The organism is Bacillus swezeyi, assembly GCF_030908325.1.
Lineage (GTDB): Bacteria > Bacillota > Bacilli > Bacillales > Bacillaceae > Bacillus > Bacillus swezeyi.
The window spans coordinates 2,557,581-2,583,324 of the sequence record NZ_CP133085.1; the positions used below are offsets into that span (position 1 = coordinate 2,557,581).

29 protein-coding genes, 1 other RNA gene and 1 riboswitch are annotated in these 25,744 nt (G+C 44.7%); of the genes, 7 read left to right on the top strand and 23 right to left on the bottom strand.

Going from position 1 to position 25,744, the window contains the following annotated elements; genetic code table 11:
• Positions 1 to 15 precede the first annotated feature (15 nt).
• From RBH91_RS12585 to RBH91_RS12620, 8 genes are all read right to left on the bottom strand, one after another.
• The gene (locus RBH91_RS12585; RefSeq protein ID WP_307891814.1) at positions 16 to 519 is read right to left on the bottom strand and encodes an isoprenylcysteine carboxyl methyltransferase family protein; all 504 of its coding nucleotides are present in this window, start codon (positions 517 to 519) and stop codon (positions 16 to 18) included.
• Position 520: 1 nt separating this feature from the next.
• Positions 521 to 1,624 (bottom strand): type III polyketide synthase, encoded by a 1,104-nt coding sequence (locus RBH91_RS12590; RefSeq protein WP_307891815.1) that lies wholly within the window; start codon positions 1,622 to 1,624, stop codon positions 521 to 523.
• Between the two features lie 40 nt (positions 1,625 to 1,664).
• Positions 1,665 to 2,216: a GNAT family N-acetyltransferase gene (locus RBH91_RS12595; protein ID WP_307891816.1), complete on the bottom strand. Its 552-nt coding sequence runs from the start codon at positions 2,214 to 2,216 to the stop codon at positions 1,665 to 1,667.
• An 88-nt stretch (positions 2,217 to 2,304) separates the two neighbouring features.
• The gene (locus tag RBH91_RS12600; protein ID WP_307891817.1) at positions 2,305 to 3,621 is read right to left on the bottom strand and encodes a nucleobase:cation symporter-2 family protein; all 1,317 of its coding nucleotides are present in this window, start codon (positions 3,619 to 3,621) and stop codon (positions 2,305 to 2,307) included.
• Positions 3,618 to 4,202, bottom strand: a complete 585-nt coding sequence (gene xpt, locus RBH91_RS12605; protein WP_307891818.1) for a xanthine phosphoribosyltransferase — start codon at positions 4,200 to 4,202, stop codon at positions 3,618 to 3,620. Before xpt ends, RBH91_RS12600 begins: the two co-directional genes overlap by 4 nt.
• A 120-nt stretch (positions 4,203 to 4,322) precedes the next feature.
• Positions 4,323 to 4,422, bottom strand: a riboswitch (purine riboswitch).
• 139 nt (positions 4,423 to 4,561) lie between these two features.
• Positions 4,562 to 6,064: a carboxypeptidase M32 gene (locus RBH91_RS12610; protein ID WP_307891819.1), complete on the bottom strand. Its 1,503-nt coding sequence runs from the start codon at positions 6,062 to 6,064 to the stop codon at positions 4,562 to 4,564.
• Between the two features lie 113 nt (positions 6,065 to 6,177).
• Positions 6,178 to 8,091, bottom strand: coding sequence for an ATP-dependent DNA helicase (locus tag RBH91_RS12615; protein WP_307891820.1), 1,914 nt, complete (start codon positions 8,089 to 8,091; stop codon positions 6,178 to 6,180).
• Between the two features lie 104 nt (positions 8,092 to 8,195).
• The gene (locus RBH91_RS12620) at positions 8,196 to 8,372 is read right to left on the bottom strand and encodes a hypothetical protein (RefSeq protein ID WP_307891821.1); all 177 of its coding nucleotides are present in this window, start codon (positions 8,370 to 8,372) and stop codon (positions 8,196 to 8,198) included.
• A gap of 176 nt (positions 8,373 to 8,548) precedes the next feature.
• On the opposite strand from RBH91_RS12620, the gene RBH91_RS12625 reads away from it, so the two are divergent.
• On the top strand, positions 8,549 to 8,854 hold the full coding sequence (locus tag RBH91_RS12625) for a hypothetical protein (RefSeq protein ID WP_307891822.1): 306 nt from the start codon (positions 8,549 to 8,551) through the stop codon (positions 8,852 to 8,854).
• A gap of 157 nt (positions 8,855 to 9,011) precedes the next feature.
• Positions 9,012 to 9,410, top strand: a complete 399-nt coding sequence (locus RBH91_RS12630; protein WP_307891823.1) for a hypothetical protein — start codon at positions 9,012 to 9,014, stop codon at positions 9,408 to 9,410.
• 132 nt (positions 9,411 to 9,542) lie between these two features.
• On the opposite strand, the gene RBH91_RS12635 is transcribed toward RBH91_RS12630, so the two are convergent.
• The 8 genes from RBH91_RS12635 to RBH91_RS12670 all read right to left on the bottom strand — a co-directional run bounded on the left by RBH91_RS12635 (position 9,543) and on the right by RBH91_RS12670 (position 17,012).
• Positions 9,543 to 10,700, bottom strand: coding sequence for a THUMP domain-containing class I SAM-dependent RNA methyltransferase (locus RBH91_RS12635; protein ID WP_307891824.1), 1,158 nt, complete (start codon positions 10,698 to 10,700; stop codon positions 9,543 to 9,545).
• Between the two features lie 98 nt (positions 10,701 to 10,798).
• Positions 10,799 to 11,186, bottom strand: an RNA gene (rnpB, locus tag RBH91_RS12640) — RNase P RNA component class B.
• 52 nt (positions 11,187 to 11,238) lie between these two features.
• Positions 11,239 to 11,535 (bottom strand): cell division regulator GpsB, encoded by a 297-nt coding sequence (gpsB, locus tag RBH91_RS12645; RefSeq protein ID WP_076763994.1) that lies wholly within the window; start codon positions 11,533 to 11,535, stop codon positions 11,239 to 11,241.
• Positions 11,536 to 11,615: 80 nt separating this feature from the next.
• Positions 11,616 to 12,167: an SLOG family protein gene (locus RBH91_RS12650; protein ID WP_076763992.1), complete on the bottom strand. Its 552-nt coding sequence runs from the start codon at positions 12,165 to 12,167 to the stop codon at positions 11,616 to 11,618.
• A 117-nt stretch (positions 12,168 to 12,284) separates the two neighbouring features.
• Complete coding sequence (locus RBH91_RS12655; protein WP_076763991.1) at positions 12,285 to 12,560, bottom strand: CotD family spore coat protein; 276 nt, start codon at positions 12,558 to 12,560, stop codon at positions 12,285 to 12,287.
• A 236-nt stretch (positions 12,561 to 12,796) separates the two neighbouring features.
• Positions 12,797 to 14,122 carry a ribonuclease H-like domain-containing protein gene (locus RBH91_RS12660; protein ID WP_307891825.1) on the bottom strand — a complete coding sequence of 442 codons (1,326 nt, stop codon included), beginning with the start codon at positions 14,120 to 14,122 and terminating at the stop codon, positions 12,797 to 12,799.
• A 7-nt stretch (positions 14,123 to 14,129) separates the two neighbouring features.
• Positions 14,130 to 16,373 carry a DEAD/DEAH box helicase gene (locus RBH91_RS12665; RefSeq protein WP_076763998.1) on the bottom strand — a complete coding sequence of 748 codons (2,244 nt, stop codon included), beginning with the start codon at positions 16,371 to 16,373 and terminating at the stop codon, positions 14,130 to 14,132.
• A gap of 132 nt (positions 16,374 to 16,505) precedes the next feature.
• Entirely contained in the window at positions 16,506 to 17,012 is a 507-nt protein-coding gene (locus RBH91_RS12670; protein ID WP_076763986.1) for a PTS sugar transporter subunit IIA, read from the bottom strand.
• A 176-nt stretch (positions 17,013 to 17,188) separates the two neighbouring features.
• On the opposite strand from RBH91_RS12670, the gene RBH91_RS12675 reads away from it, so the two are divergent.
• Positions 17,189 to 17,605 (top strand): Hsp20/alpha crystallin family protein, encoded by a 417-nt coding sequence (locus tag RBH91_RS12675; RefSeq protein WP_307891826.1) that lies wholly within the window; start codon positions 17,189 to 17,191, stop codon positions 17,603 to 17,605.
• A 23-nt stretch (positions 17,606 to 17,628) separates the two neighbouring features.
• On the opposite strand, the gene RBH91_RS12680 is transcribed toward RBH91_RS12675, so the two are convergent.
• Complete coding sequence (locus RBH91_RS12680) at positions 17,629 to 18,060, bottom strand: YppG family protein (protein WP_307891827.1); 432 nt, start codon at positions 18,058 to 18,060, stop codon at positions 17,629 to 17,631.
• A gap of 181 nt (positions 18,061 to 18,241) precedes the next feature.
• Here RBH91_RS12680 and RBH91_RS12685 point away from each other — a divergent pair, with 181 nt between their 5' ends.
• Positions 18,242 to 18,442 (top strand): YppF family protein, encoded by a 201-nt coding sequence (locus RBH91_RS12685; protein ID WP_076758974.1) that lies wholly within the window; start codon positions 18,242 to 18,244, stop codon positions 18,440 to 18,442.
• 28 nt (positions 18,443 to 18,470) lie between these two features.
• On the opposite strand, the gene RBH91_RS12690 is transcribed toward RBH91_RS12685, so the two are convergent.
• On the bottom strand, positions 18,471 to 18,845 hold the full coding sequence (locus RBH91_RS12690) for a YppE family protein (protein WP_076758972.1): 375 nt from the start codon (positions 18,843 to 18,845) through the stop codon (positions 18,471 to 18,473).
• 54 nt (positions 18,846 to 18,899) lie between these two features.
• Complete coding sequence (locus tag RBH91_RS12695) at positions 18,900 to 19,127, bottom strand: DUF5446 family protein (RefSeq protein ID WP_307891828.1); 228 nt, start codon at positions 19,125 to 19,127, stop codon at positions 18,900 to 18,902.
• 201 nt (positions 19,128 to 19,328) lie between these two features.
• On the opposite strand from RBH91_RS12695, the gene sspM reads away from it, so the two are divergent.
• Positions 19,329 to 19,433 carry an acid-soluble spore protein SspM gene (sspM, locus tag RBH91_RS12700; RefSeq protein ID WP_076758967.1) on the top strand — a complete coding sequence of 35 codons (105 nt, stop codon included), beginning with the start codon at positions 19,329 to 19,331 and terminating at the stop codon, positions 19,431 to 19,433.
• A gap of 32 nt (positions 19,434 to 19,465) precedes the next feature.
• On the opposite strand, the gene RBH91_RS12705 is transcribed toward sspM, so the two are convergent.
• Positions 19,466 to 20,425: a DUF2515 domain-containing protein gene (locus tag RBH91_RS12705; protein WP_404802442.1), complete on the bottom strand. Its 960-nt coding sequence runs from the start codon at positions 20,423 to 20,425 to the stop codon at positions 19,466 to 19,468.
• A gap of 51 nt (positions 20,426 to 20,476) precedes the next feature.
• On the opposite strand from RBH91_RS12705, the gene recU reads away from it, so the two are divergent.
• Both recU and RBH91_RS12715 read left to right on the top strand, forming a co-directional pair.
• Positions 20,477 to 21,076 carry a Holliday junction resolvase RecU gene (gene recU / locus RBH91_RS12710; RefSeq protein WP_076758965.1) on the top strand — a complete coding sequence of 200 codons (600 nt, stop codon included), beginning with the start codon at positions 20,477 to 20,479 and terminating at the stop codon, positions 21,074 to 21,076.
• Between the two features lie 58 nt (positions 21,077 to 21,134).
• On the top strand, positions 21,135 to 23,789 hold the full coding sequence (locus RBH91_RS12715) for a PBP1A family penicillin-binding protein (protein ID WP_307891829.1): 2,655 nt from the start codon (positions 21,135 to 21,137) through the stop codon (positions 23,787 to 23,789).
• A gap of 20 nt (positions 23,790 to 23,809) precedes the next feature.
• Here the strand turns inward: RBH91_RS12715 and RBH91_RS12720 are convergent, their stop codons facing one another.
• The 3 genes from RBH91_RS12720 to RBH91_RS12730 are packed head-to-tail and all read right to left on the bottom strand — an operon-like array spanning position 23,810 to position 25,685.
• On the bottom strand, positions 23,810 to 24,313 hold the full coding sequence (locus tag RBH91_RS12720) for a YpoC family protein (protein ID WP_307891830.1): 504 nt from the start codon (positions 24,311 to 24,313) through the stop codon (positions 23,810 to 23,812).
• Entirely contained in the window at positions 24,310 to 24,972 is a 663-nt protein-coding gene (gene nth, locus RBH91_RS12725; RefSeq protein ID WP_307891831.1) for an endonuclease III, read from the bottom strand. The genes RBH91_RS12720 and nth overlap by 4 nt, the downstream gene beginning before the upstream one ends.
• A 17-nt stretch (positions 24,973 to 24,989) precedes the next feature.
• Positions 24,990 to 25,685, bottom strand: a complete 696-nt coding sequence (locus tag RBH91_RS12730) for a DnaD domain-containing protein (RefSeq protein WP_307891832.1) — start codon at positions 25,683 to 25,685, stop codon at positions 24,990 to 24,992.
• Between the last annotated feature and the right edge of the window lie 59 nt (positions 25,686 to 25,744).

Genomic DNA, 25,744 nt, shown 5'->3' on the forward strand with positions numbered 1-25,744 from the left:
AAATGAGAATCATTTTCAATGACACCATTCTTTCAATGCCCGTTCTTCTACACGAATGCGGATCAAAATCAAGACGGCGTTGAAAACCGTAAATAAAATAGCCGTCAAATACGCCTGAAACAGCAGCGGAAGGAGAAATAATTCTAGCGCCACAGCCAAATAATTCGGATGCCTGATCCATTGATAAGGCCCTTTACGAATCAGATCGGTTTTGGGGATGACGAGAACTTTTGTATTCCAGCATCTCCCCAAAGAAAAGAGCGACCAGTAGCGCAGTCCCTGGGTAAGGACAAGCGCTGTCAAAACGAGTGCCGGAAAGGGTGTCATTCCGCGTTGAAAAACGGCTGTTTCCCAAATGAAAGAAATGAAAAAGAGCACGTGCATCGCTACGATGAACGGGTAGTGGCGTTTTCCATATTCGACGGCCCCCTGCTTGATCGCGTTTTTTTCATTCCGCTTGGCGACTCCGAGTTCAATAAGCCGCTGTGTGATAAATATGATCAAAATCGTCCAAAACATGTCAACCACTCGCTTTTTTGTTCCACTTCATTAAAAGAAGTTCTGATGAAAACCCGGGGCCAAGCGCTCCTAATAGGCCAAACCTCCCCGGCTGGGGACAGTTGTTTAGCATATCATCTTTTATGACATACATGACAGTCGCTGATGACATATTTCCGTGTTTCGCCAATATCCGCCGTGAACTTTCGAGATGTTTTTCTGAGAAGCCGAGACTTTCAATGTATGCATCAAGCACTTTTTTCCCTCCAGGATGGGCGAGAAAAACTTGAATATCTTCAAGCCTGACATGTTCCTTTTGAAGAAATGCTTCAGCGTCTTTTTTTAAATTTGTCCTGATCAATGACGGAATATCCCGCGAAAAAACCACTTGAAAACCGCTATTGTTGATCTCCCATCCCATCACATCTTCCGAGTGTTCTAATGTAGTCGATTGAGAGCTCACGACTTCCGGAAGAACTTGAAACCTTGAATCTGCGGTGTCCGCTTCCCTGCCGCACATTAAAACACAGGCAATCCCGTCACCGAATAAAGACGTTCCGATGAGATTGCTTTTCGTCTTGTCATGCTTTTGAAATGTTAAACTGCACAATTCTGCCGCGATCACGAGAACAAAAGCCTTCGGAAAAGCTTTGCAGTATTCAAAGGCCCGGGCGATGCCTGACGCTCCTCCCGCACACCCGAGGCCCCAAATGGGAATGCGCTTCGTCCGCTTTGAAAACGGAAGGATATTCATCAGTTTTGCGTCAATGCTCGGCGTTGAAATCCCGGTTGAAGACACAAAAAATATCGCTTCAATTTGTTCAAAAGGGATCTCTTTTTTTAGAAAGCGCTCATCTGCCAAACACTTTGACACAGCATCAGCGCTATGCTGGACAGCCATCTCAATATACGCCTGATTTTTTTCCTGAAAGCTCTTTTCTTCTTTATACCATTCCAAAGGCATGGCAAACTGCCTTGATTCAATCTCTCCATTTTTAAATGAAGCCAGCAGCCGGTCAATGTCTTTAAATGAATCTTTGAACATCTCTCGCGCAAACCCGGCGGCTTGCCATTGATTGACATGACAGCGGGGTACACTTGTTCCTGCCGATACGATATAGGCCATAACACCACCTCTATCTAAAGCGTCTCCAAAATTTGCACCTTTATGTAGAACGCTTAAAAAAGCAAGCCATCAGCACTTCATCTTCAAAAACTCCGTTTGAGAGCACCTGCTCCTTCTGAATGCCCTCGATAATAAACCCGTTTTTCTTGTACAGGGAAAGCGCCGCTTCGTTTGAAGAAAACACGGTCAGGCACAGTTTATGCAGCTGATGGAGCCTGCACCAGTTGAGGGTGTAAGACATGATTTCTTTACCGATGCCAAGGCCCTGCGCCCTCCTGTGAAGCCAGGTTCTAAAAAGCCCGGTATGCTTTTTCATCTGAAGCTCGCCGCGGATCACCCGCGCGATTCCATAAACCTTCCCATCGATTTCAACGGCGGCATACATATTGTCTTTTTCTCTCATCTCCTGAATAAAGGCCTGTTCTTCCTCAAACGTGCGCGGCCTCTCCTTTTGGATGTAAACACCCGTTTCAATCACGTCTTTGACCGCTTCTATAATGTCAGCAGCATCATCCTGCCTGACGGGGCGGATGACAGCCTCGCCGCCGTCCTTTGTGCTGATGTGTTCGACAAGCTCTTTCACTGTTTTCATCGGATATGCCTCCTCTTCTATACCGATAGTATGTCTTGTGCAGAAGGAGAAAACACACCAAATCAAAAAACCCCACGATCGTGAGGTTTTAAACAGCGGATTTTTCAGTTGGAACAGTTTCATGCCGTTCAGCCGCCCGGGAAAACGGATGGATGTGAAAAATCACATTCAATAAAATGGCGGTAAAGCTTCCTGCGACAATCCCGTTTTCTGTCAGAAGTTTGATGGCGTCAGGGAGATTTTGAAACATCTGCGGTACGACTGTCACACCTAAGCCGATTCCGACTGAGCAGGCAACAATTAAAAGGTTCTCCTGTTTTGCGAAATCAACCCGGCTTAACATTTTGATGCCGTAGGCAATGACCATGCCGAACATCGCCACCATAGCCCCGCCTAATACCGGTTTCGGAATAATCGTTGTCAGTGCGGCGGCTTTTGGAAAAAGCCCCAATAGAATCAGAAATCCTCCCGCAACAGCTATGACGCTGTTTTTTCTAACGCCTGTGAGCTGAACGAGGCCGACGTTTTGCGAATAAGCCGTATATGGGAAAGCATTGAATATGCCGCCGAATAATACGGCAATCCCCTCAGCGCGGTATCCTTTTGCTAAATCTTTCTCCGCCAGCTTTCGGTCTGTCAAATCGCCCAATGCAAAGTAAACGCCTGTGGACTCAACGAGGCTGACGATTAAAACAAGTGTCATCGTAATAATCGGTGTAATCTCGAATACTGGAGTTCCGAAATAAAAAGGATGGATCATCTGCACCCAGCTTGCATTTGCCACTTCAGTGAAATCAACCTTTCCCATCAGACTTGCGGCAGCCGTTCCGACTAGCAGTCCGATCAAAATGGAAATAGATTTCAAAAATCCCTTTGTAAAACGGTATAAAAGGACAATCACCAACAAAACTGAAAATGCCAAAGCAAGATTTGACAGCGCACCGAAATCACTGCTGTTTTCACCGCCTGCCATGTTGTTCATAGCGACCGGAATCAGCGTTATACCGATCACCGTCACAACAGATCCGGTGACGACCGGAGGGAAAAAACGGACGAGCTTTCCAAAGAAAAAGGAAAGAATGATGATGATGACACCGCCGGCTATAATGCTTCCATAAATGGCGGGTATTCCGTATTTTGATGCAATGGCAATCATCGGAGAAACTGCTGTAAACGTACATCCCAATACGACGGGCAAACCGATTCCGAAAAAGCGGTTTTTCCAGACTTGGAGCAATGTCGCGATCCCGCACATCAAGATATCCGCAGATACAAGATAAGTGAGCTGTGCCGGAGTCAATCCGAGAGCATCGCCGACAATAAGAGGAACAACGACGGCTCCCGCATACATCGCAAGGACATGCTGAATACTTAGTGAAACGGTTTTAGCGGCTGTGAGTTTCATGAACGAACCTCCTCTAAAAAGGTGACTTTGCCGCCGGCAAGAGATGCGATTCTTGCCAGGGATTCGACTCTGATTCCGAGTTCATCAAGCTCCTTTCGTCCGGACTGGAATGACTTTTCGATCACAATCCCAATGCCGCTGAGCTTTGCCCCGGCCTGTTCAATGATGGAGACGAGGCCCTTTGCGGCTTGTCCGTTCGCCAAAAAGTCATCGATAGCAAGAACCTTGTCATCCTTTGACAGGTGGCTTGCAGAAATGGCAATCGTACTTTCCGTTTTCTTCGTGAATGAGTATACAGAAGCCGTCAAAAGATTTTCCGTCAATGTGAGAGATTGGCGTTTTCTCGCAAAAATGACCGGCACGCCAAGCTTTAATCCGGCCATGACGGCAGGTGCAATTCCTGAAGATTCAATCGTGACAATCTTTGTAATGCCTTCGCTTTGAAAAAGAGAGGCGAACTCCTCTCCGACAGCCAGCATGAGCTCCGGATCAATTTGATGATTTAAAAAAGAATCAACCTTGAGCACTTCATCAGACAAAACAGTGCCATCCTCTGCAATTTTTCGTTTTAGCTGTTCCATGTATAACCCTCCGTTTATTCAGGTGCCCTTTAATAAAAAAAGCATTGCCCGCTCGTAGATCTCAATCGAGCGGGCAATGCTGAAAAAGACGAAAAGCCGTCTGCTGCTTAAAAGACGTTCGTTTTCCTTTTGCCCACTCATAGTCGGGCATTTACGGTACCCGGTAGAAACTTGCGTGCCATATCCACGCGATTATATGAGTGCTATAATGTATCAAATTATAGCAACTTTCAGGCGGATTGGGAAGACCAAAAACGAAAAATGACGAACTCCATGACTTATTTCTGAGAAAATCGTTCGTATTTAACAGAAAATTCAGATTCAAAAACACCCTCCCCGTTTTCGGGAGGGCTCTTGGATTACAAATACAAGCTTGTATATTTGTCCTCTAAATAGCGAATTAAATAACGTACATTTAACTCTTCACCTGTCGCTGACTTGATCATCTCCAGCGGCTTTTTTCTTTTGCCGTGGACATGGACGTGATCTGTCAGCCATTGTCTGATCGGCTGAAAATCACCGTTTTCAATCAGCCGGTCGAATTCCGGAAGGTCATTCAGCATGCTTGATTTCAGCTGGGCCGCATACATATAGCCGAGCGCGTATGAAGGAAAATAACCGAAATCACCGCCCGACCAGTGGACGTCCTGCAATATTCCCTTGGCATCGTCCGGCGGCGTAACGCCAAGATATGCCTCATATTTTTCATCCCACAGCTTCGGAAGATCCTCAACTGCCACTTCACCGCTGAAAATCGCTTTTTCAATTTCATAGCGAATCATAATGTGCAGCGGATATGTCAGCTCATCGGCATCAATTCGAATCAATGAAGGTTTTGATTCATTCACGGCTCTGTAAAAACCATCAGCTGTAACCCCTTCAAATTGTTCTGGACAGGACCCTTTCATTTTATGAAAATAACGTTTCCAGAACCCTTGATGTCTGCCGATAAAGTTTTCGTAAAACAGAGATTGAGATTCGTGGATTCCCATTGAAGCCCCTTCTGATAAATTGGTTCCGCTCAATGCTTCATCAATGTTTTGTTCATAAATGGCATGCCCGCACTCATGAATGGTTCCAAAGACAGCTGAGCGAAAATCGGATTCGTTAAAGGCCGTCGTCACCCGCGCGTCGCCCTGGCTGATCGTCACTTGAAAAGGATGAACCGTTTCATCAAGGCGGCCCGCATCAAAATCATAGCCGAGCTCCTTTAAAAAGAAATGGCATAATTCGCGCTGCTTTTCTTTCGGAAAATGCTCATGTACAAAGCTTGTATCCGGTTTTTTCTGACTTGCAGCGATCTTTTGGGCGAGCGGAACGATCGATTCGCGCAATTCGGCAAAAAGGCTGTCCAAAGTTTCTACCGTAACGCCTGGCTCATATAAATCCAAAAGCGCATTATAAGGATGTCCCTCATATCCCCAATATGTAATAAACCGTTTTTTGAAGTCGATGATTTTCTCCAGATAAGGGGAAAACAGCGAAAAATCAGATGCTTTTTTCGCTTTTTCCCAAACGGATTCGGCTTTGGATGTCAGTGTCGTATATTCTTTAAATTCTTCTTCGGGAATTTTGCTGTTTAAATCATATTCTTTTTTTGCTTCTTCGACCGCTTTCTGCGTATCATGCGGCAAGCTGTCTTTTTGTTCCCATAAATGGTCCAACAGCTCTTTCATCCGCTTTGATGTCCTCATTTGAAAGACGTCTGCGGATAATTGGCCGATCGCTTCAGCACGGTATTCTTCCCCATTTTTCGGAGCACCTGTCCTCATATCCCAGTACATCACATTAATCGCCTGCTCATATTGGCTGATTTTTTTCAATGTTTCTAAAAACTCTTTTTCATATGTATTGATGCTCATATCCTATCCTCCTCTTCCCACGAATTGTAATCAGACTAATGGAAATATTTACGAAAGTCAACTTTTTAGCCGGCAGATAACAAAAAAGAAAAGCGGAAAAAACCGCTTTTCTTTTAGACAGGCTGAACAGGAAGTACAGCCTCGACCTCTTCCATCACATTCCATTCTTTCATATCCGCTGCATAGATATGGATCGTGCCGCGGTCTTCATTGGACCTGATCAAACGTCCGATGCCTTGGCGCAGTCTTAACAGCATATAAGGAAGGTCGACTTCGCGAAAGGCGTTTTCGACACCGCTCCGTTTTGCTTCAAAGACCGGATCATGAGGCGGAAAAGGAAGCGACCAAATGATGACGTTTTGAAGCGAGGCGCCGGGAATATCAAGGCCTTCCCATAAGTGTACAGAGCATAGAACCGATTCTTCAATGGTTTGAAACTTTTCTACGATTGTACTGATTTCTTCGTCTCCTTCAAAATATACAGGAAACGGAAGGCTTTCCCCGCCGATCTGCTGTTTGAACGCCGCAAGCTCCTCAAAAGACGGAAACAGGATCAGCGTTCTTCCCCCGGAGTCTTTCATGCTGTTGACCGCCGCACGCCCTTTATCTACCGCTTCTTCCATGCGGTGGACATACACTTTCATCTGCTCTTCATAATCATAGGGGGAATCAACCGTAAACGATAAGTAGTCGCGAATGCCAAGACTGTTCGCCAAATAATCGAATGAGCCGTTTTCCGATAATGTCGCAGAAGAAAAAATGAACGGAATTTCTTTGGAAAACACTTTTTCTCCAAGAACTTCTGATACCGTCCTCGGCATGACCACAAATGTCGATTCAAGCTCTTTATGTTCAAGCCAGCTGATTGCATTTTTTCTGTAGAGTGAAAGAGAATAGGCCATTTGTTCAAGATATTCCTCGACGACTGTCAAAGCATACTGGTCAATCGTATACAATTCTCCTTCAAAAACGAGCGCTTCGCCGATTTTTTCCAGCAACTCGTAAAGTTCGCCGGCCGTTTTTTTCACTTCGGCATCATCCTTGATGCGCAGTCGGTCTGAACCTTCTGCTTTTTCAGCGTTCTCTGACAGCAAAGCGAAAAATTCATCATTGACGCGGAGCGCTTCTTCAACAAGCTCGGCAAACTCCTCTCTGATCTCATTTCCGAGGAGGCGTTCAAGAAACATCTCCAATGTGGATTGCTTCACTCTGTATGTCAGCGCTTTTTGCGCAGCAAATTCAAGCAGATGCCCTTCATCAAATACGACTGCACTGTGTTCAGGCAAAAGCGGAAGCTGCCCTTCCCGTTTTCTCGCTTCTTCTGTCCAGACATGCTCCATGTAGAAATCATGAGAACAGATAATAAAATCCGTTGATTTCCGGTAATGGTCTCTTGAGAGCGTCAGCCCGCAGCGGTGTCTCATATCACAAGTGAGACAGTCTTGAAATGAATCATACCCGATGTCGGCCCACTCATCATTTGACAGTGCCGAATATTCCTTTCGGTCACCGTATGGATAAAATGATTGCATGCCCTGTGATTCATGGACAAATGGCGGAAGCGCCTCATAAAGGTCAAGCCATTTCTCATCATCAGAGCGCTGCATCGTTTTTTCCAGTTTTTTCAGACATAAATATTGATCATGGGATTTGCTGAGCCGTGCATCTATCGTCAGGCCCAGATGCTCTGATATCTTATAAATGTCTCCTTCTTTTTTGACGAGCTGTTCAATCAGCGTCTCATCCGCGCAGGCAATAACCGCCGGCTTGCCCGTATATCTGGCATAGCTGAGCGCAAACAGCAGATAAACAAGCGTTTTCCCGGTTCCGACGCCTGCTTCGGCAAACATCACTTTCTTTTCTTTAAATGCCCGTTCTAACTGAAAAGCCATAAAGATTTGCTCATCCCGTAAATCAAAGCCCTTTTCAGGGAGAATATCGTAAAAGACATCACCGATCCAATTGTTTAGTTCTTCATAAAAGTTTTTTGTTTTTGTTAAAGAAAAAGGCAGACGAGATGCTGTCACCCTGCTCCAACCCCCAACTATCGAGATTTCAGAACTTCTATCCTATCACTATGGCTGCAAGAATTCAACAAGAAAGATTTGTGATGACGATCTGAGGATCTGGACTATTTCCGGTTAATCGAATACGTTAAAAAAGGATGATCTGTTGATTCCATATGGCTGATCGCGTTATGAAGATCTTCCTTTGCATATGTAAGACGCTCTTCGCCAAGGTTTTCCAGCCTGCTTGCTGACGCCTCCAGTGCCTTTTGAATCATGTGGATGTGTTCGCTGTTTAACATGAAATCACCTCTTTACAAATTGAATAATCCCGAGTATATGCAGGATCATCCCCTTTTATACAGGCTGATTTCACTTTTCCCTTCACATCAAAGCCGGGGAGAGCCGGCATGCATGATCCCCCTGTTTTCTCTAGCATTCAAATCACGATCATATCCAGAAAAAGGACGGTGCTATCATGAAAAACAAGCTTAAGGTAAAAGAAAGCCCTGCCATTTTTGATCCTGATCAACAGAAAACAGCCAAACAAGCTGCCGCTTTGCTGGTGATTTTCCTTGTTTGCGGCACCCCGTTTTATCCGGGATCAGTTTTTATCAAATGCCTTGTTCTTGGTTGTTTGATCTTCATTGTGACGGCTTTTACAGCCATCAGGCTGATCTTTTTTCCAAGCAAACTGACCAAAAAGAAAGATATATTCAACCTTATATTCGGCAGTGCCATATGGATTGTGCTTATCTGTGTTCAGCTTTTCTATAGAAACTGAACACACGCGTTTGATCAAGAACTCTCTCAATTTGATGTTCATAGAGGGCATTTTTACAGACAATGTGCTTTTGATCCAAAGCAACAACCCAATCTATTCCATTTTTTCATCATATCCTGTAGGGAAATTAAAAATTTATAGACTGAGGTGGAAATGTATGTATTATTACGTACCGGTTAAGAAAGATTATTGGGACTATGATTATGATCCTTATAAGAAGCATCATGATCATGAAAAGAAAGACTGCTTCTATTATGATCCTTGCAAGAAACATCATGATCACGAAAAGAAAGACTGCTTCTATCATGATCCTTGCAAGAAACATCATGACCATGGAAAGAAAGACTACTTCTATCATGATCCTTGCAAGAAACATCATGACCATGGAAAGAAAGACTGCTTCTATCATGATCCTTGCAAGAAACATCATGACCATGGAAAGAAAGACTGCTACTACTACGATCCTTGCAAAAAAGACTACGGCCATGACCATTGCAAAAAAGACTACTACTACCATGAGCCTTGCAAAAAGAAAAATGATTCATGGATTTATTAATGTTTCGTGTGTGTTCCTAAGGGGTCACATGCCTAAAACGGAACGCACGCATAAAAACCCCCGCTCTTTTAAGAGCGGGGGTTTTCATTTGGAACAAAAAGATCGTCGATGCTGCCGACAGCACAGCGACCATTACTTTGTATACTCTTTATTTGCTTTTGGCGGCCTTTTCCCCCAGTACTGATAATAGTCTGTTTTAATAAAGCCGTTAAAGAGCTTTCGTTTTTTTGTCGCTTTTTTTCCGTAGCATTCCTCAAATTGCTCATTTGAAGTCAGCATATAAACAGACCATGTATCAAGCCCTGAGAATGCTTTTCCCATGTCTTTGTACATGTTTTCAACCGCCTGTTTTTCGCCGAGGCGTTCGCCGTACGGCGGATTTCCAACAATCACGCCATATTCCTCTTTTGTCGTAAAATCCTTGACCTGCATTTGTTTAAAATGAATGATATCAGCGAGCCCCGCTTCTTCGGCATTTGCTTTTGAAATTTCAATCATGCGGTGGTCGAGATCATATCCGGAAATGGACAAAGGCTGATCATAATTCGCTTGTTCCTCCACTTCCATCCTCGCTTTATCCCAAAGTTCTTTTCCGATCCATTCCCATTTTTCAGAGGCAAAGTCCCTGTTGAATCCCGGCGCAATGTTTTGTCCGATCAGCGCCGCTTCGATCGGAATCGTTCCCGAACCGCAAAACGGATCAACAAACGGCCTGTCAGGGGTCCAGTTTGTCAGCAGAATAAGCGCAGCTGCAAGGGTTTCTTTCAACGGAGCTTCTCCCTGGCCTGTTCGATAACCCCGTTTATGCAGTCCGACCCCTGATGAATCAAGCGTAATCACTGCTTTATCTTTTAAAAGCGAGATTTCAATTTTGTATTCCGGACCTGTTTCCTCAAGCCACTCGTGTTGTTTTTGATATTGCGATTTCAGCTTGTCGGCAATCGCTTTTTTGACGATGCGCTGGCAGTCTGGTACGCTGGCCAGAACCGATTTCACTGATTTTCCCGCAACTGGAAATTTTGCATTTTCGGGAATAAAGGCACTCCAATCGATGGCTTTCGTTTTTTCAAACAATTCATCAAATGTTTTCGCCGTAAACTCGGCAACCTGTACTTTCACCCTGTCCGCTGTCCTCAGCCACAGATTGGCTCTGCAGATGGCGAGAGCATCCCCTTCAAAAACCACTTTTCCATTGTCAACGGTGCAGTCGTATCCGAGCTCCCGCACTTCTTTGGCGACGATCGCCTCGATTCCCATCGGCGCTGTTGCGATTAATTTAAAGGTTTTCATCATATCACCTGTTTTATGTATGTTTGTTTTTCACATGATAAAAGCTCTCCTATTGGCGGAGAGCTTATACATTGTCATCATAAATAGTGTGTGTAACGTTCTGTAAGCCATGTTTTGTTCCATCGTACTGCCATCGGCTTTTTCAGCCTCGTACTCAGGTGGTAATCATCTATCTACAGAGTCATCTCTGTCCTTCTTTCCGTTCATTTCCGTCCAGAAGGTTCCCCTACCAAAATTTGGGTTTCTCGCTCGAGGGGTTTACCGCGTTCCACTCCCACCATTTCTAGTGAGACTTCGTCACTGTGGCACTTTCAAGGATACTCAGCCATATCTGAAAAGACGTAGGCTTTTTTCCTGCCGTCAGCCTAAAAACAGGCTGCCCTAGCTTATGGTTTTGCTAGGCACGAACACTACGGGCATCTCAGCACCGTGCGAGCATGGACTTTCCTCTACAGATTCAAAGATCTGCAGCGATTACCCGAACGTTAAGACATCCACTATTATATCCTATATTTTTGTATAGGGCAAGGCTTTTTCATCAATCGTATAATTTACTACCAAACACATGTTTTTCCAAATTAGATAGTCGTTTCAAAATATCAAAATTGGTCGTATTGGATTGAGCAGGCTGTCTCTTGCTGGCTTCTTCCAGCTGTTTTTTCAAATGCAGGTTTTCCTGCTGCAATTCCTCGATTTCCTGATGGAAAGCTTCATAGTCTTTAATGACCATGTCCAGGAATTTGTCAACATCTTCCTGCTTGTAGCCTCTGACTCCTGTTTTAAATTCCTTTTCCAAAATTTCTTTAGCAGAAAGCTTCACTTTATCAGCAAGCATCTTTTTCACCTCATATCGTGAATCATCATCTTATATTTTTTCAGAAAACGTGTACGATGTCAAATTTTCTCTTCCACATTTTATTCTTCATAAAAGCTGTAATCTTCAACGGTCATTCTCAGATCATCCATCGTGATCATGTAGATCGGAAAATCGCGTTTTTCCCGGGCCTTTTTGGCCTCGTTCAGCATATAAACAGGCGAACCTTCCTTTTCTTCATCATAAAGAATCAGCAAGGCATCAGATTTTTCAATGAAAAACCGGTTTTTCTGCTTAAATTGAACCGGGCTTTCATAAGGCCTGTGCGTCAGGCTTTCTGTGTAATCGCTTTGGGCCAATACGGATTCATAATGTTCCTTATTCTGCTCATTCCACTTCTTTTCCTGCTCCAAAAAAGGCGTGATGACCGCTACTTTCAGATCCGGATATTCTTCCTGAAGGGAAAAAGCGACTTCCGCCGCCCATAATTCTGCCCCCAGCTGCCCTGAGATCAGAATCCATTCCAGCCCTTCATCAAGCAAAGCAAGAATCCGGTTTTCAATCGCTTTTTTTATGTAAAAAAGAGCTTGATCATCGTGTTTAAAAATCCCCATTTCAAACGGCTTGTACCCTGTGACAGCCAACACTTTCATTTTATCACCTGCTAAAAAAATGGGGCTTTGCTCCGCCCCATTTTTTTCAAGATATTCTGCTTGCTACACAAAACCGGCCTTGATACACCCTGACAAAACTTCCTTCGTCCGCTGCGATTAGTAAGGGCCCATTCCCATTCCAGGTCCTGGCATCGGTCCTGCTCCCGGTCCCTGCATTGGGCCGGGTCCTGGGCTGACAAAGTGCTGATGAGATGCTTCGTTGACAGATGATTGAGTCTGCGGATAGTAATGGACGTGCTGAAAATGCTGATGATTAATATTGGTTGCGTGCTGCGGATGAATGTGCGGTACAACAGTATTGCTTTGCGTATGGTTGTAGCAGCATTGAGTCGGATGAACAATCGGCTTCATCATGTGTGGTTTACAGTGCATGAACAAATCCCCTTTCTTAAAGCTTCTATATACACTATTAAACTATGAAGCAAGAGGGAAACATGTACTAATATAAAAACCTATTTTAAAAGTAAGCCATAAAGCTTTCCTTGAAATTAGTCAAAACAAATACAATAAACAGTACAACGATAAAAAACAAATAAAACAGCCCCTTATACATATCGACGCTCCCTTCAAACATTTCTAACGTTTATTCTACAAGAATTGATCAGTTTCTACAATTCAAAACGTTCTTTACATGTTTGCCGGCGAACATCGTCGCTTACTGCGCTTGCCCGGGGAATATTTTGCCCGTATTTCCGCAGCAGCCGCCGTTGGCGGAAATCAAGAGCGTCCGCTTCCCTTTCAGTCAGTACAAGCTCCCCAGTGCCGTATTGGCCATGAAGCTTGCGGGTTATTTCCAAAGCAGCCGGGATATCCCGTACTTGATGCTCAAAATATTTGGCCAGTTCGATGCCCGCTCGGAAGGCGGTTTTCCCGTCAGCTCCATTTTGCAGCTTCAGCCAGAGCCCGGCGGCTTTTTCCAGCATGCCTTGCTTTTTATATTGCATTGATAAATCGAAGGACGCCCGTTCAGACTGTTCAAAAGACTTGAGCTCAAGCTCTTTTAACTGCTCTGTCGCAAGCTCTGTTTCTTGATTGGCGATGAGCCACTTGGCCATCGCGTATTTTTCATTTGCTTCCGCCGTCTGATCAGGGGAAAGGATCTTCTTCGATATATGGATATAAAGCGTAATTAAAGAAAGCACATCAAGCTCATTGTGATGCAAAACGCCCTCGATGATTTCCGGCCGTTCTTCCTTTAAAAATTGAAAATAAATCATCGGTGCCAAATATCCCGGCGTATCCTCTGTTCTGATGACGCCCAGCTCCTCCTTTTCGACGGTGCTCAAAGAAACGCGATCGAGTTTATGCTTCCAGAGCCGGCGTGCCCCGTGAAGCAAGTCAAAGTGGCCGAAATCCGGCAATTCAGGAACCCTGTCTCGGATCAGCGTATGCCTCGTTTTGACCTGAGGCCAATCGAACGCTTTTCCGTTGTAGGTAACAAGTGATTGAATATCGACTTCACTCAGAAAACTGTGATAAAGGGCCGCTTCGTTTCCGGGTTTGGACAGCAGATGCTGTTTGACGACGACTCGATCATCATACACTCTGGCATGGCCGAGCAAAAAGATCGTATTGCCGGCTCCCCCACCGAGCCCTGTCGTTTCTGTATCAAAGAAAAAAAGCTGGCTCGGGTTGTACCCTTTGCTTGAAAGAACGTGTGAAACACCGCTCTCGTTCCATTTGCTGACTGTGTCGTGAAGCTCTGCAAACGAGTAGTTCCCGTGAACATGTGTCAGCGGATAAACCACTTCGCGGATCAGGCAGCAGCACTCTTCAAACACATATGGCCTGACGCCGAGTGCAGCCCATTCTTTGTCAAATGAAAGAGGCGGGGCTGATAACGTTTGAGAAGAAGAGCCGGCATCTTTCCCATCTCTTTTTTCTGTATTTCCCAGGTGATGTTTATAGCGGTTAAGCTTTCTTTTTAAAGACATCTATACCTCAACCTTTCCAGCCTTTTAAAAGACGCAAAGCATTGTCTTTTGTCTGATTGCTCTCACCGTGGACTCCGATGCATGACGGACATCCAAAACGACACGGACATTTGGCAATCAGCTGGTGCGCTTCACTGATAATTTGCGGCATTTGCTCATAAACCTTTTGGGACAAACCGACGCCTCCGGGATAACGGTCATATAAAAAGATCGTCGGCTTTTCATTATGAACCGCTTTAATTTGCGGAAAAACATGCAGATCAGACGGATCGCACATCACCTTGAGAGCGGCGACATAGCCGATAACATTTGCGGCCCCCAATAAAGCTTCTTCCAGTTTGATCTCGTTCCAATTTCGGCGTTCTTCATCATTGAGCTGCACCCAAGCCGCATTTGTGTGCAGCTCTTCTTCAGGCAGGTGGATCGGTCCGGAGCCGATATTTTCATGTGTTTCAAATTTTATTTTTTTGAAAATAGTCGCTTTTGCCTGGACTGTCACATCGCCAAAACCGAAAGCTGCGGCATCTGTTTGTCTCGTCTTGTCAATTTCAAGCACTTTCAGCAAAACGGCAAGATTTGCGTCTGTATAATAATCGGTTTTGACTTCGCGGACGAACGCTTTTTTCTCCTCCCAATCCAGCTTCTCAACCTGATACTGAACCCCTTGATGCAAATAGACCGCTTCATCGTGCAGCAGTGTCATCGCACTGAACCTGTCCATCTCGCCGATCACTTTCGCCTTCTCGCGGCTTGACTGGTCAATGATGACGACATTTTCCTGTGAAGCCGACCGCAGGCTGATGCCATGAGCCGGAAAAGCGTCATTCATCCAATGGTAGGTTTCCCCGCTTAAGTGAAGCACCCTTTCTTCAGTCAAATATTCTAGAATATCTTCGATCTCCGTCTCGCCGAATGTCTCGGTTCGCTTAAAAGGCAGTTCAAAAGCGGCGCATTTAATATGGTCAACGAGGATCACAAGGTTATCCGGATTAATGACAGCCGTCTCGGGATTTTGTTTAAAGAAATAGTCGGGATTTTGCACAATATACTGATCGAGCGGCGCTGAGCTTGCGACCATGACGATCAGCGCTTCATTATGCCTTCTTCCGGCCCGGCCCGCCTGCTGCCAGGCGCTTGAGATCGTCCCCGGATACCCCGTCATGATACAGGTTTGCAGCTGGCCGATATCAACGCCTAGTTCAAGTGCATTCGTACTGACAACGCCTTTGATTTCCCCGCTGCGAAGCCCTTTTTCAATGAGGCGCCGTTCGTTTGGGAGATATCCTCCTCTGTATCCTTGGATCGAGTGGGTGCCGACAATCGGCTTCATGACTTCCTGCAAGTACGTCAATATAATTTCTACGCGGACTCTGCTTCTCGCAAAAACAATCGTTTGAATCTGGTTTTGCAAAAATTCAGAGGCGAGCTTTCTGACTTCTAATGTGGCGCTTTTTCTAATGTTCAGGGAGCGGTTGACAATCGGCGGGTTGTAAAATAAAAAGTGTTTTCTTCCCGCGGGTGCACCGTTGTTTGCGATAAGGTGCATCGGCCGCCCTGTGAGCGTCTCAGCAAGCTCCAAAGGATTGGCGATTGTCGCCGATGTACAAATGAACTGGGGCTTCGACCCATAAAATTCGCAGATGCGCATCAGCCGTCTGATGACGTTGGCTACATGACTTCCGAAAACGCCGCGGTAAACGTGAAGCTCATCAATCACGATATATTTCAGGTTTTCAAACAATGATACCCATTTTGTATGATGGGGCAAAATCGCCGAATGAAGCATGTCCGGATTTGTGATGACGATATGGCCGGCTTTTCTGACCTTCTGCCTGATCGCAGGCGATGTATCTCCGTCGTACGTATAACAGTTGATGGATGCGCCGATCTCATCGATCAACTCATTAAGCTCGCTTTTTTGATCCTGTGACAAAGCCTTTGTAGGAAAAAGGTACAATGCCCGAGCATCTGGATCTTCTGTCATCCGCTGAACGACAGGCAGATTGTAGCAGAGGGTTTTTCCCGACGCTGTCGGCGTCACAAGCGTGACGTTTTTGCCGCTCTGACTGTGCGAGAACGCGTCAGCCTGATGGGAGTACAGCTTTTCAATCCCCCTTTTATGTAAAGCATGAACGATTTTTTCATGCAAATGCTCCGGAAAATCGCGGTCATCCGCTTCTTTTTCCTCGATTGTATGCCAATGAACAATTTGTTTGCTGAAAGCTTCGTCTTCTTTCAGAAACTGAATCATTTCGGTTAAATTTCGTTTTTGAAACAACGCTGTCACCTCTTCTCTTTTATTTTAGCGAATGTCAGTTCGTTCTGGAAGAGGTGAATATGAAGAAAAATAAAAAGCAGAGAAGCGCTCTCTGCCTTTTCTGATTCACTTGACTTTAAGCTCCATCAGCTTTGTCTCGCTTTTTTTCGCCTTTTCCTCTTCATGCTTTGTAATGCGCTCCAGCACATCGCCGTTCATAATGACGATCGGCGTAATCGTGCTGCTCGCTTTCTCCTTGATCAGCTCCAAGTCGCATGTCATGATAGGATCGCCGACTTTTACTTTGTCGCCTTCTTTGACATGGGCGGTAAAGCCTTCTCCTTCCATAGCAACGGTTTCCAGTCCGATGTGGATCAAGAGCTCCACTCCAGACAATGAGCGAATGCCGATGGCATGCTTTGTATGGAACAGCTGGATCACTTCACCGTCAACCGGTGATACGATCTCGCCGCTGGAAGGTTCGACTGCTATTCCGTCACCCATCATCTTTTGAGAAAAAACGGGATCCGGCACTTTCGAAAGTTCCAATACTTGTCCGTCAACGGGTGAAAAAACGGTTTCTTCTTTCACTTCATCCTGTTTTTGACCAATACCGAATAATTTTTTCAGCAATACAATTGGGCTCCTTTCAATATGCCTCTTTATGCTCGCTGTAAAAAGAGGGACAGATTGAATATTAATTCTTTAGATTCCCCACTATTTAACCACACTTTCCATTTCCCATCAATTGATAACCATATCAACTGCCCTTGCATAAGCTGAAAATAAAAAATCCGAGGTGATGGAGAATGGATTCCAAGGAAAACGACAGCCATTCACTCAGCAAAAAAGACGATTTTCAAGAAGCCGTAGAACAATTATTTTACGCCTCTCCTTTTCACGAAATATTGAATTCGTTCCAAAAGCTCATATCTGACCAGCTTGAGAATTCAAGCATTTCGATGAACATCAGAGACGAAAAAGGAGGGCTCTATGTCGATATTACCGTCCCTGAGTCATTTCAAAATGGCGACATCATGATCGAGGCGAAATCAAGGTATCTGCATGTCGCATTAAAAGAGGCGGCGCAAAACGGGGATTCGGCATCATTTACAAGCCTGTCAAGAACTGTTCTGCTTCCGTATCCTGTGCGTGAAGAAACGATGAAAACTGCGTGGAATCGCAACGTTCTCACCATATCATTTCCAGACGCAAAAAAAGCATGAATGATCTTCATCCATGCTTTTTTTCACTTAAAGAATCCGATAAAGCCTTTTGCCAGCGATCCCACCTGATTGACCGTACTCATCATTTGGCCTGCCGTATCCATCATTTTACTAAAATCAAGCTGGCCGTTCTTTTTCTTAAATTGCGACAGAAAGCTCTGAAATTGGGCAGGCTGATGGAGGTTTGGCCGTGGTGAAGGATATGGGTTCGGGTAAGGAAATGGATGAAACGGCTGCATGTGCTGCTGGACAGGTTGCTGGACAGGTTGCTGGTAAGCTGAGAACGGATCCACATTTTGCTCAAACGGCTGCTGATAAGCCGGCGGACGCTGGACAGGCGCCTGTTCCTGGCTGTAGTAGTGCTGAACAGGCTGGTTCATCTGGAACTCCGGATATGCAGGGTAGGACGCCTGCGGGCCTAAATAGGGATATCTGGCGGCTCTCCTCTCTTCCATCATTCATCTCTCCTTCTAGAGCCCCTTTTTTATAAGTGTATGACACGACAGCATTTCCCGTTCCAAAGCGAATGTCACAATTCTGTCAAAAAGTGTCGAAAGTTTTAATTTTTGAAAAACAGAAAAAAGTCGAATTGTTATGGTACTATATTATTAATAAGAACGAGAGGGGATGCACCATATGAACGTATCATACTTAAGAAATTGTTTTGCCGAGATGAAGCAGTACGAGACAGACTGTATGAATAAGCTGATGGATTTTGCCAAGTTTTTGTATATCCAGGGACATCTGACATTAAACGAATTTCGCACGAGTATGAAAGTTCTTGAAGCGAATGGAGCACAGCACCCTGCTTATGACATGAATTCAGACGCCAGCTGAATAAAGATTTAGAAAAGGAGACTGGGGATTATGCCCGGTCTCCTTTTAATATATCGTCTTCAATGTTTTTCAGTGTATAAAGCACAGATTCAGCAAGATCTTTAAAGCGCTTTTTGTGTATTTTGCAGAAATACGACTGCAAAACGATCTCATTCAGATTTTCTTCAACCGAATTCAGCTGTTCTTCATACATGTATTTTGGACGGTATTCCTTTATATATGAAAAGCTTTCCCGCAGCCAGCTTTTCACTGCCTGTTCACACCGCTCGACAGAAGGTTTGACAACGTTGAAAAAATCGTGTTCCCCGCCTTCCTCCCTGCCCTTTTTATAGCGTTCCTCCGCTTCTTTTGTCAGGGCGATTAATTCCTGTGTCTTTGCAAGAAAAGATTGTATATCCAACATGTTCACCTCGAAGGCTATCGTACCAAAGGAAAAGGTTCAACACAACGAATTCATTTAAGCGGACTCTCCATGAGGCTCTACTCCCATCAGCGTGCTGTTTAAGCATGATGAGAGCTCTGTCAGTTCTTTTTCGATAAGGTCAAGCCGTTCGTTCCAGGCGGTGCTTTTTTCATGTTTTAGCCTGTTTACGGCTTCGGTTAGCGCTGTTTCCGCAGAAGCGAGTTCTGTTTCCGTTTCCAAAAGCATTTGAAGGACCGAGTCTTTGCTTGCAAATTCGCTCATTTGCTTCCCTCCTTTTTTATGGCCATCTATGCATTCTCCCTCTCCTGCCGCCTCTCCTTCACAGTTGACAAAACTAGAAGGAAACCGCCAAAGAAATTCAATTTCCCTCAGGACGCTTCCGTTTCGACAAAACGGCTCCGCGAAAAATGGTATGAACGGCACTTTTTCTGCGAAATCTATAAAGGTAAGGAGGTGCCTGCTGTGGAAAACAACAAAAAGAAATCCCCTGCAAAAACCAAACCAGATACGAAACAGACAGATACATTGGATAAAAAATTAGGCGGACCAAACCGGCCGTCCACTTAAAAAGCAAGGAAATTCCTTGCTTTTTTTCTTTCCTATTTCTTTTTCAGCCAATGTTCCAGCGAAAAAACAGCTTGGAGCTGCCTTCTTTTTTGAAAATACCATTCCGTTAATTCGATGGTTTTCGGCAGCTTTTCATCTCGAAACATCCCCTCCCTGCTTCCCCCGCGAAACCAATCGCATTTTGATCCGTCTAATGAATGGGTGATGACGGGGTAGCAGGTTCTTAAAAATGGCGAGGACCTGGTGTTAACCCCAGCCCAGCGCTCCATATCAAAACGCGACCCGGTATGCGGCACACAGGATGTAAAATGGAAGAAAGCCGGAAAAAGCTCAGGCCTGAACAGCAGCTGGCTTAATTGCTTGCCAAGTTTGATCCTTTCTTTTAAACTTGAAAACCGTTTAACAGACACGCCGTAAAAAACGCCTTCAACCGTCGGGAAAATCACCGTGTTGAAATGAAGCCATTCACAAACCTGAAAAGGAATCGTGCGAAAAACATTCTTTTTGAACAGAGGATTTTGTATAATAGGAGTTTGGATAGTGTTTTGTTCATTTATAATGAGAGCATACATGAGCCTTTTTTGATCGTGCTCATGCCAAAATCGCTCCCACTCCGTTTTCATAAACGAAGAAACGCCAAAAGCGGGAAGCAAATGGAAAAGAGGCCGTCCGAGCAGTTTGGACCACTGATATAAAAGGAGCTGCGGGTATGCATCAGAAAAAATCAGCCAGTTCGCTCTTTCATACATGATAAACAGCCAATTCTGCTGAACATCCGTAAGACCGAGCTGAAAGAGGCGCCCTTTTAAATCAGTCATCGACCAGCCGGCATTGCGGGAAACAAATGAAGCCAAAAGCGACCACTTGATCTCCGGGTGGCGGTCAAAGTAGCTTTTGTATGCATTTGTCCGGGAAATATTATCTTTATTCAGTTTTCCGGTTTGCTCTTGTATGTGGCGCGTCAGTTCTGCTCCGGACATTGTGTTGCGCAAATTAAACACTTCCGTTTGTATCCAGATTTCTCTAAAAGGAGGATGAAGAAAGTGATTCGATATCCGAACGGCAAAACCTATCAGCCGAAACAAGCTGCCTCATCCTTAAATAAGAAGCCGTCGTCATATAGCAATCGCGGGATGACCCTCGAAGACGATCTAAATGAAACGAATATGTATTATCTGTCTCATTCGATTGCGGTGATTCATAAAAAACCGACACCTGTTCAGATTGTACAGGTCGATTACCCGAAACGAAGCGCCGCGGTCATAAAAGAAGCATATTTCAAGCAGTCGTCAACTACTGATTATAATGGGATTTATAAAGGGCGCTACATCGATTTTGAAGCAAAAGAAACGAAGAACCGAACATCTTTCCCCCTGCAGAATTTTCACGATCACCAGATCGAACACATGAAGCAGGTCGTAGCTCAAGACGGTATTTGTTTTGTTATTATATCCGCATTTGACGAAATTTATATTTTGGAAGCAGAAAAATTATTTTATTTCTGGGAGCGCAAGCAGAAAAACGGCAGAAAATCGATTCGAAAAGATGAACTGCAGGAAGCCGCTCACCCCATTTCGCTTGGATACTCGCCAAGAATTGATTATATTAAAGTTATTGACCAGTTGTATTTTTCGCCATCATAAATTATGATTTTAAAGTCATGTGAGCGGGAAAGGTTTAACTACGAAAGGTTGAGATGTTATGTCAGATCAATTTAACAGCCGCCAGGAACGGCGAAGAGCCCAGCAGGGCAAAAGCAGGTCTAATACTCATACTAAACCAAAGAAAAAAAAGAAAGCAGGACTCTTTAAGAAAATTCTTTTATCCATTTTAATCGTCGGTGTCATCGGCTTGATCGCCGGAGGCGTCACTTTTGCAGTCATGGTTGCTGACGCACCGTCCCTTGACGAAGCAAAACTGAAAACGCCGTACTCTTCCACCATTTATGATAAAAACGGAAAAGAAATAGCGGAAATCGGTTCGGAAAAACGGACATACGTGTCGATTAAAGACATACCCGATTCCGTGAAAAACGCATTTCTCGCGACCGAAGATGCCCGTTTCTACGATCACCACGGAGTGGATCCAATCCGGATCGGAGGAGCGCTTTTAGCCAACTTTGAAGGCGGATTCGGCTCTGAGGGCGGAAGTACGATCACACAGCAGGTCGTTAAAAACTCCCTTCTGTCACATGAAAAAACAGTGAAACGAAAAGTCCAGGAAGTATGGCTTTCATTCCAGCTTGAAAGAAAATATTCAAAAGACGAAATTCTTGAAATGTATTTAAACCGGATTTACTTCTCACCGCAGGCCTACGGCGTCGGTAAAGCCGCGGAACAGTTCTACGGGGTCAAAGATCTTAACGACTTGACGATTGAGCAGGCCGCAACACTAGCCGGCATGCCGCAAAGCCCGAACAACTATAACCCGATTAAACATCCGGAAAAAGCTGAGAAAAGGCGTAATGTAGTCCTAAGCCTGATGAATAAACACGGGTTTATATCTGACGCAGATTACAGCAAAGCGAAAAAAGTATCGGTCAAAAAAGGCCTTGTGTCTGCTAAGGAGTACGCTAAAACAACTTCCAACAAGTACAACGCATTTGTCGAAGAGGTCATCAATGAAGTCGAATCAAAAGCAAATGTTAATCCTAATACAGATGGACTAAAAATATATACGACGCTTGATACAGACGCACAGGATTATTTAAATGAACTGATGGACGGTGATACCGTTCAGCTCAGCGATAAAATGATGGCCGGCTTAACACTGCTTGATACAAAAACCGGTGAAGTCCGAGCGCTGGGCGGCAATATGACGCCAGGCGGCTACAATTACGCGACTGAAATAGAACGTCAGCCGGGTTCAACGATTAAACCGGTCCTTGACTACGGCCCTGTCATTGAAAATGAAAAATGGTCAACGTTTGAGCAGATTAAAGATGAAGCATATACGTATTCAACGGGTACGCCGATTCATAACTATGACCGCGGCTACAAAGGCTGGATGTCGATGAGACAGGCGCTTGCCGATTCAAGAAACATCCCGGCTTTAAAAGCGTTCCAGGCAGCCGGAAAAGATAACGTCGGCAAGTTTGCAAACAATCTCGGCCTCAAGATTGATTCAGATGAATTGGTTGAATCATATGCGATCGGCGGTTTCAAGAAAGGCGTATCACCTATACAAATGGCCGGTGCATACAGCGCCTTCGGAAATAATGGCTACTATAATGAACCGCATACCGTCACAGCGGTGGAATTCAATGACGGCACAAAGCTCGATCTAACACCTGAATCAAAAGCTGCAATGAGCGATTACACCGCATTTATGATGACAGATATGCTGAAAACAGCCGTTCAGACAGGAACTGGTACAGCCGCCCAAGTCCCTGGGGTCACTGTTGCAGGAAAAACCGGTACAACAAACTTTAACGAATCTGACATTAAAAAGCACGGTTTAAATCCAAAAGGAGCGAGAGATTCATGGTTTGTCGGCTACACGCCTCAATATACGGCCGCCGTCTGGACCGGAAAAGATGGATGGAATTCGCTGAATACGAGCGAACAGCAAATCGCCAAGCTCATGTTTAAAAAGCTGATCGCCAATGTTGACGACGGCAGCGGCTCATTTGAGAAGCCGGACAGCGTCGTCGAAGCGACCGTTCTAAAAGGGTCGAACCCGCCTGTACTCGCCAGCAGCAATACGCCTAGCGATAAAAAGGTCACTGAGTACTTTGTAAAAGGCACACAGCCGACGACCGTTTCGAAAAAATATGAAGAAAAAGATGCCGCTAAGCCTTCCGGGCTGAGTGCAGAATACGATGAAGCTTCAAAAAGCATCAAGCTGAAATGGTCATACTCAGGAGAAGATGACGATGCCGTCTCATTTAAAGTCAAACAGTCTGTTGACAGCGGAGAATACAGCGAGGTTCAAAACAGCAGCGCCAAAGAAGCGGTCATTCCGAATGCGAAAGAAGGATCTGTCTACAAATTCCAAGTAACAGCCGTTACCGAAGACAGTGAAAGTGATCCTGCTTCTGTCACGCTTCAAGTCAACACGCCTGATGATGAGTCAAAAACCGATGATGACGAGAAAAACAAGGATGATGAGAAACAGAAGGCTGATGAAGACAAGGATAAAGACAAACAAAATAACGGCAATCAAAATCAGCCGGGCGATCAAAACCCAGACAATACAGATCAGAACAATCAAAATCCAGGCAACAATAACAAGGGCCGAGATGAAGATGATACCGATGATCAAAACAAAAATAAAGATAAAGATAAGGACAACAAAGATAAGACAGATGATCAACCAACAGATTCCGGCGGCCAAACAGGCAGCACTTCAGATTAAATCTAAAAAGCCACTCACAGTCAGTGAGTGGCTTTTTTTTGCTTCATCGCAGCATATTTATAAAACTGTTTTTTCATTTCCGTAAATAATTCATCAAGCTGAATAAAGCAATGGTATTGGGTCGGCTTTAACAGGATGAATTCGAGGCGCTCCGCCCAATTGATCGGCTTTACGGGAAAATTTTTCTGAGTAAGCTTCTCCCAATTCAGCGTTTCGACCGGTTCCCCCATCGTCCAGTGGAAGCTTGCAATTAAACAGCATACCCCGCTTAGCATCTCTTCTTCACTGCATCTTGACTTCCTCGTTTGAAATACGGGTAGGAGCCTTTCTTTCGTATTCTCCCATATTTGAAAAAGGAGCGGCACCCATTCCAGTTCTTGCTCCCATGGTTTAAGGGCCCCCACTTTTCCGGCAAAATCAAAGTAAAGTGGATTTTCTGACAGAACGGCAAGCCTTTCTGAGCTTTCCGGCTTTCGCTCCCTCAAAGTTTTTTCAAATGCATCTAAAAGTGAAACGCTTGTCACGGCAGCTTCACCAGCCCTTTTTTATATCGTTTTTGCCCTTCCCTGCACAAAGAAAACAGAGGACATTCTTCACATTGCGGCCTTTGCGCCTTGCAGTGGTACCGTCCGAAAAAAATGAGCCGATGGTGGGTTACAGACCATTCGGATTCAGGGATTTTTTTCATTAATGTTTTTTCAACTTCCGTAACTGAATCCTTCCAGCGGCAAAAACCGAGCCTTTTGGAGACACGCTCCACATGGGTGTCCACGGCTATGGCCGGCACGCCAAAGGCAACCGAAACAACGACATTGGCGGTCTTTCTCCCTACGCCGGGAAGCTTCACCAGCTCATCTCTGTCCCGCGGCACTTCTCCCCCATATTCTTCAATCAGCATTTTACAGAGCTTTTGAATGTTTTTCGCTTTATTGCGGTATAAGCCGATCGATCTAATATCCTGCTGAAGCTCTTCCAGCGGGACAGCAAGATAATCTTCAGGCTTTTTATATTTTTGGAAGAGCGTTTTCGTTACTTTGTTTACCAAGGCATCTGTACATTGCGCGGATAAAGCGACAGCGATGACCAGTTCAAACGGATTGTCATGAACCAGTTCGCATTCTGCATCCGGAAACATCTCACCAATTGTTTCTAAACAAAACTCGATCTGCTTTTTCGTTAACATTTCTTCACCTTTTCACTTTAATGTTCAAGCCAATTGTAAAAAGGAACCTGTCTTGTATACTCCTTTTGCTCGCTTTGCCGTGGCGACTTCTGTCTGAATTTTTGGCTGTAGCTCGCGGCTTGTTCAATTGTTGTGATTCCATTTTTCTTCCATTCGAAAAGAATGCGGTCAATGTAGCGAAAATTCAATTTTCCTAACATGACAGCCTCTTTTAATGCCTGCTTGATCATCTGGACATCGTGGTGATCCTGGTCAAGCCAGATGCTGAGCGTCTCGCATTCCAACGGAGACAAAGGTCTCGCAAACTCTTCTTCAAAAATCGTATAAAGACTTTTTTGTTCGCCTTCATGCCGTTCATCCTGCTTTTTTTTCTCGGCCATTTCAAGATATTCAAACAGCTTGCCCCAAAGAGGCTCGAGCGAATATTTTTCAAACTTGATGCCGTGCTGGTCTTCGCATTCTTCTATATAGATAAAGCCTTTTTGTATGAACATTCTCAGCATATGCATACACTGTTCAGTCGCAATCGACATCGTTTTGCTTAATTCTTCGGGCGTTGGAAAAAAAGAGCCTCTTTCCACATGCATTTTAATGTTTAACAGCAGCATGAACTCTGTCTCATTAAGGCCAAGCTCCCGATAATTCACGAAGAGCAGATTTGGAACACTGACAGATCCCATTTCCTGCAACTTAATAAATTGCTGTTTTTTCATTCGATACACCTCTTACCTTTCAGTATATCATGGATGACTGTGAAAAAGTCTCCTGTTAA

Bases quoted from the DNA above. Each gene is read 5' to 3' on its own strand.
- RBH91_RS12585 (WP_307891814.1), bottom strand. From the start codon at position 519: ATGTTTTGGACGATTTTGATCATATTTATCACACAGCGGCTTATTGAA.
- RBH91_RS12590 (WP_307891815.1), bottom strand. From the start codon at position 1,624: ATGGCCTATATCGTATCGGCAGGAACAAGTGTACCCCGCTGTCATGTC.
- RBH91_RS12595 (WP_307891816.1), bottom strand. From the start codon at position 2,216: ATGAAAACAGTGAAAGAGCTTGTCGAACACATCAGCACAAAGGACGGC.
- RBH91_RS12600 (WP_307891817.1), bottom strand. From the start codon at position 3,621: ATGAAACTCACAGCCGCTAAAACCGTTTCACTAAGTATTCAGCATGTC.
- xpt (WP_307891818.1), bottom strand. From the start codon at position 4,202: ATGGAACAGCTAAAACGAAAAATTGCAGAGGATGGCACTGTTTTGTCT.
- RBH91_RS12610 (WP_307891819.1), bottom strand. From the start codon at position 6,064: ATGAGCATCAATACATATGAAAAAGAGTTTTTAGAAACATTGAAAAAA.
- RBH91_RS12620 (WP_307891821.1), bottom strand. From the start codon at position 8,372: ATGTTAAACAGCGAACACATCCACATGATTCAAAAGGCACTGGAGGCG.
- RBH91_RS12625 (WP_307891822.1), top strand. From the start codon at position 8,549: ATGAAAAACAAGCTTAAGGTAAAAGAAAGCCCTGCCATTTTTGATCCT.
- RBH91_RS12630 (WP_307891823.1), top strand. From the start codon at position 9,012: ATGTATTATTACGTACCGGTTAAGAAAGATTATTGGGACTATGATTAT.
- RBH91_RS12635 (WP_307891824.1), bottom strand. From the start codon at position 10,700: ATGAAAACCTTTAAATTAATCGCAACAGCGCCGATGGGAATCGAGGCG.
- gpsB (WP_076763994.1), bottom strand. From the start codon at position 11,535: ATGCTTGCTGATAAAGTGAAGCTTTCTGCTAAAGAAATTTTGGAAAAG.
- RBH91_RS12650 (WP_076763992.1), bottom strand. From the start codon at position 12,167: ATGAAAGTGTTGGCTGTCACAGGGTACAAGCCGTTTGAAATGGGGATT.
- RBH91_RS12655 (WP_076763991.1), bottom strand. From the start codon at position 12,560: ATGCACTGTAAACCACACATGATGAAGCCGATTGTTCATCCGACTCAA.
- RBH91_RS12660 (WP_307891825.1), bottom strand. From the start codon at position 14,122: ATGTCTTTAAAAAGAAAGCTTAACCGCTATAAACATCACCTGGGAAAT.
- RBH91_RS12665 (WP_076763998.1), bottom strand. From the start codon at position 16,373: ATGATTCAGTTTCTGAAAGAAGACGAAGCTTTCAGCAAACAAATTGTT.
- RBH91_RS12675 (WP_307891826.1), top strand. From the start codon at position 17,189: ATGGATTCCAAGGAAAACGACAGCCATTCACTCAGCAAAAAAGACGAT.
- RBH91_RS12680 (WP_307891827.1), bottom strand. From the start codon at position 18,060: ATGGAAGAGAGGAGAGCCGCCAGATATCCCTATTTAGGCCCGCAGGCG.
- RBH91_RS12685 (WP_076758974.1), top strand. From the start codon at position 18,242: ATGAACGTATCATACTTAAGAAATTGTTTTGCCGAGATGAAGCAGTAC.
- RBH91_RS12690 (WP_076758972.1), bottom strand. From the start codon at position 18,845: ATGTTGGATATACAATCTTTTCTTGCAAAGACACAGGAATTAATCGCC.
- RBH91_RS12695 (WP_307891828.1), bottom strand. From the start codon at position 19,127: ATGAGCGAATTTGCAAGCAAAGACTCGGTCCTTCAAATGCTTTTGGAA.
- RBH91_RS12715 (WP_307891829.1), top strand. From the start codon at position 21,135: ATGTCAGATCAATTTAACAGCCGCCAGGAACGGCGAAGAGCCCAGCAG.
- nth (WP_307891831.1), bottom strand. From the start codon at position 24,972: ATGTTAACGAAAAAGCAGATCGAGTTTTGTTTAGAAACAATTGGTGAG.
- RBH91_RS12730 (WP_307891832.1), bottom strand. From the start codon at position 25,685: ATGAAAAAACAGCAATTTATTAAGTTGCAGGAAATGGGATCTGTCAGT.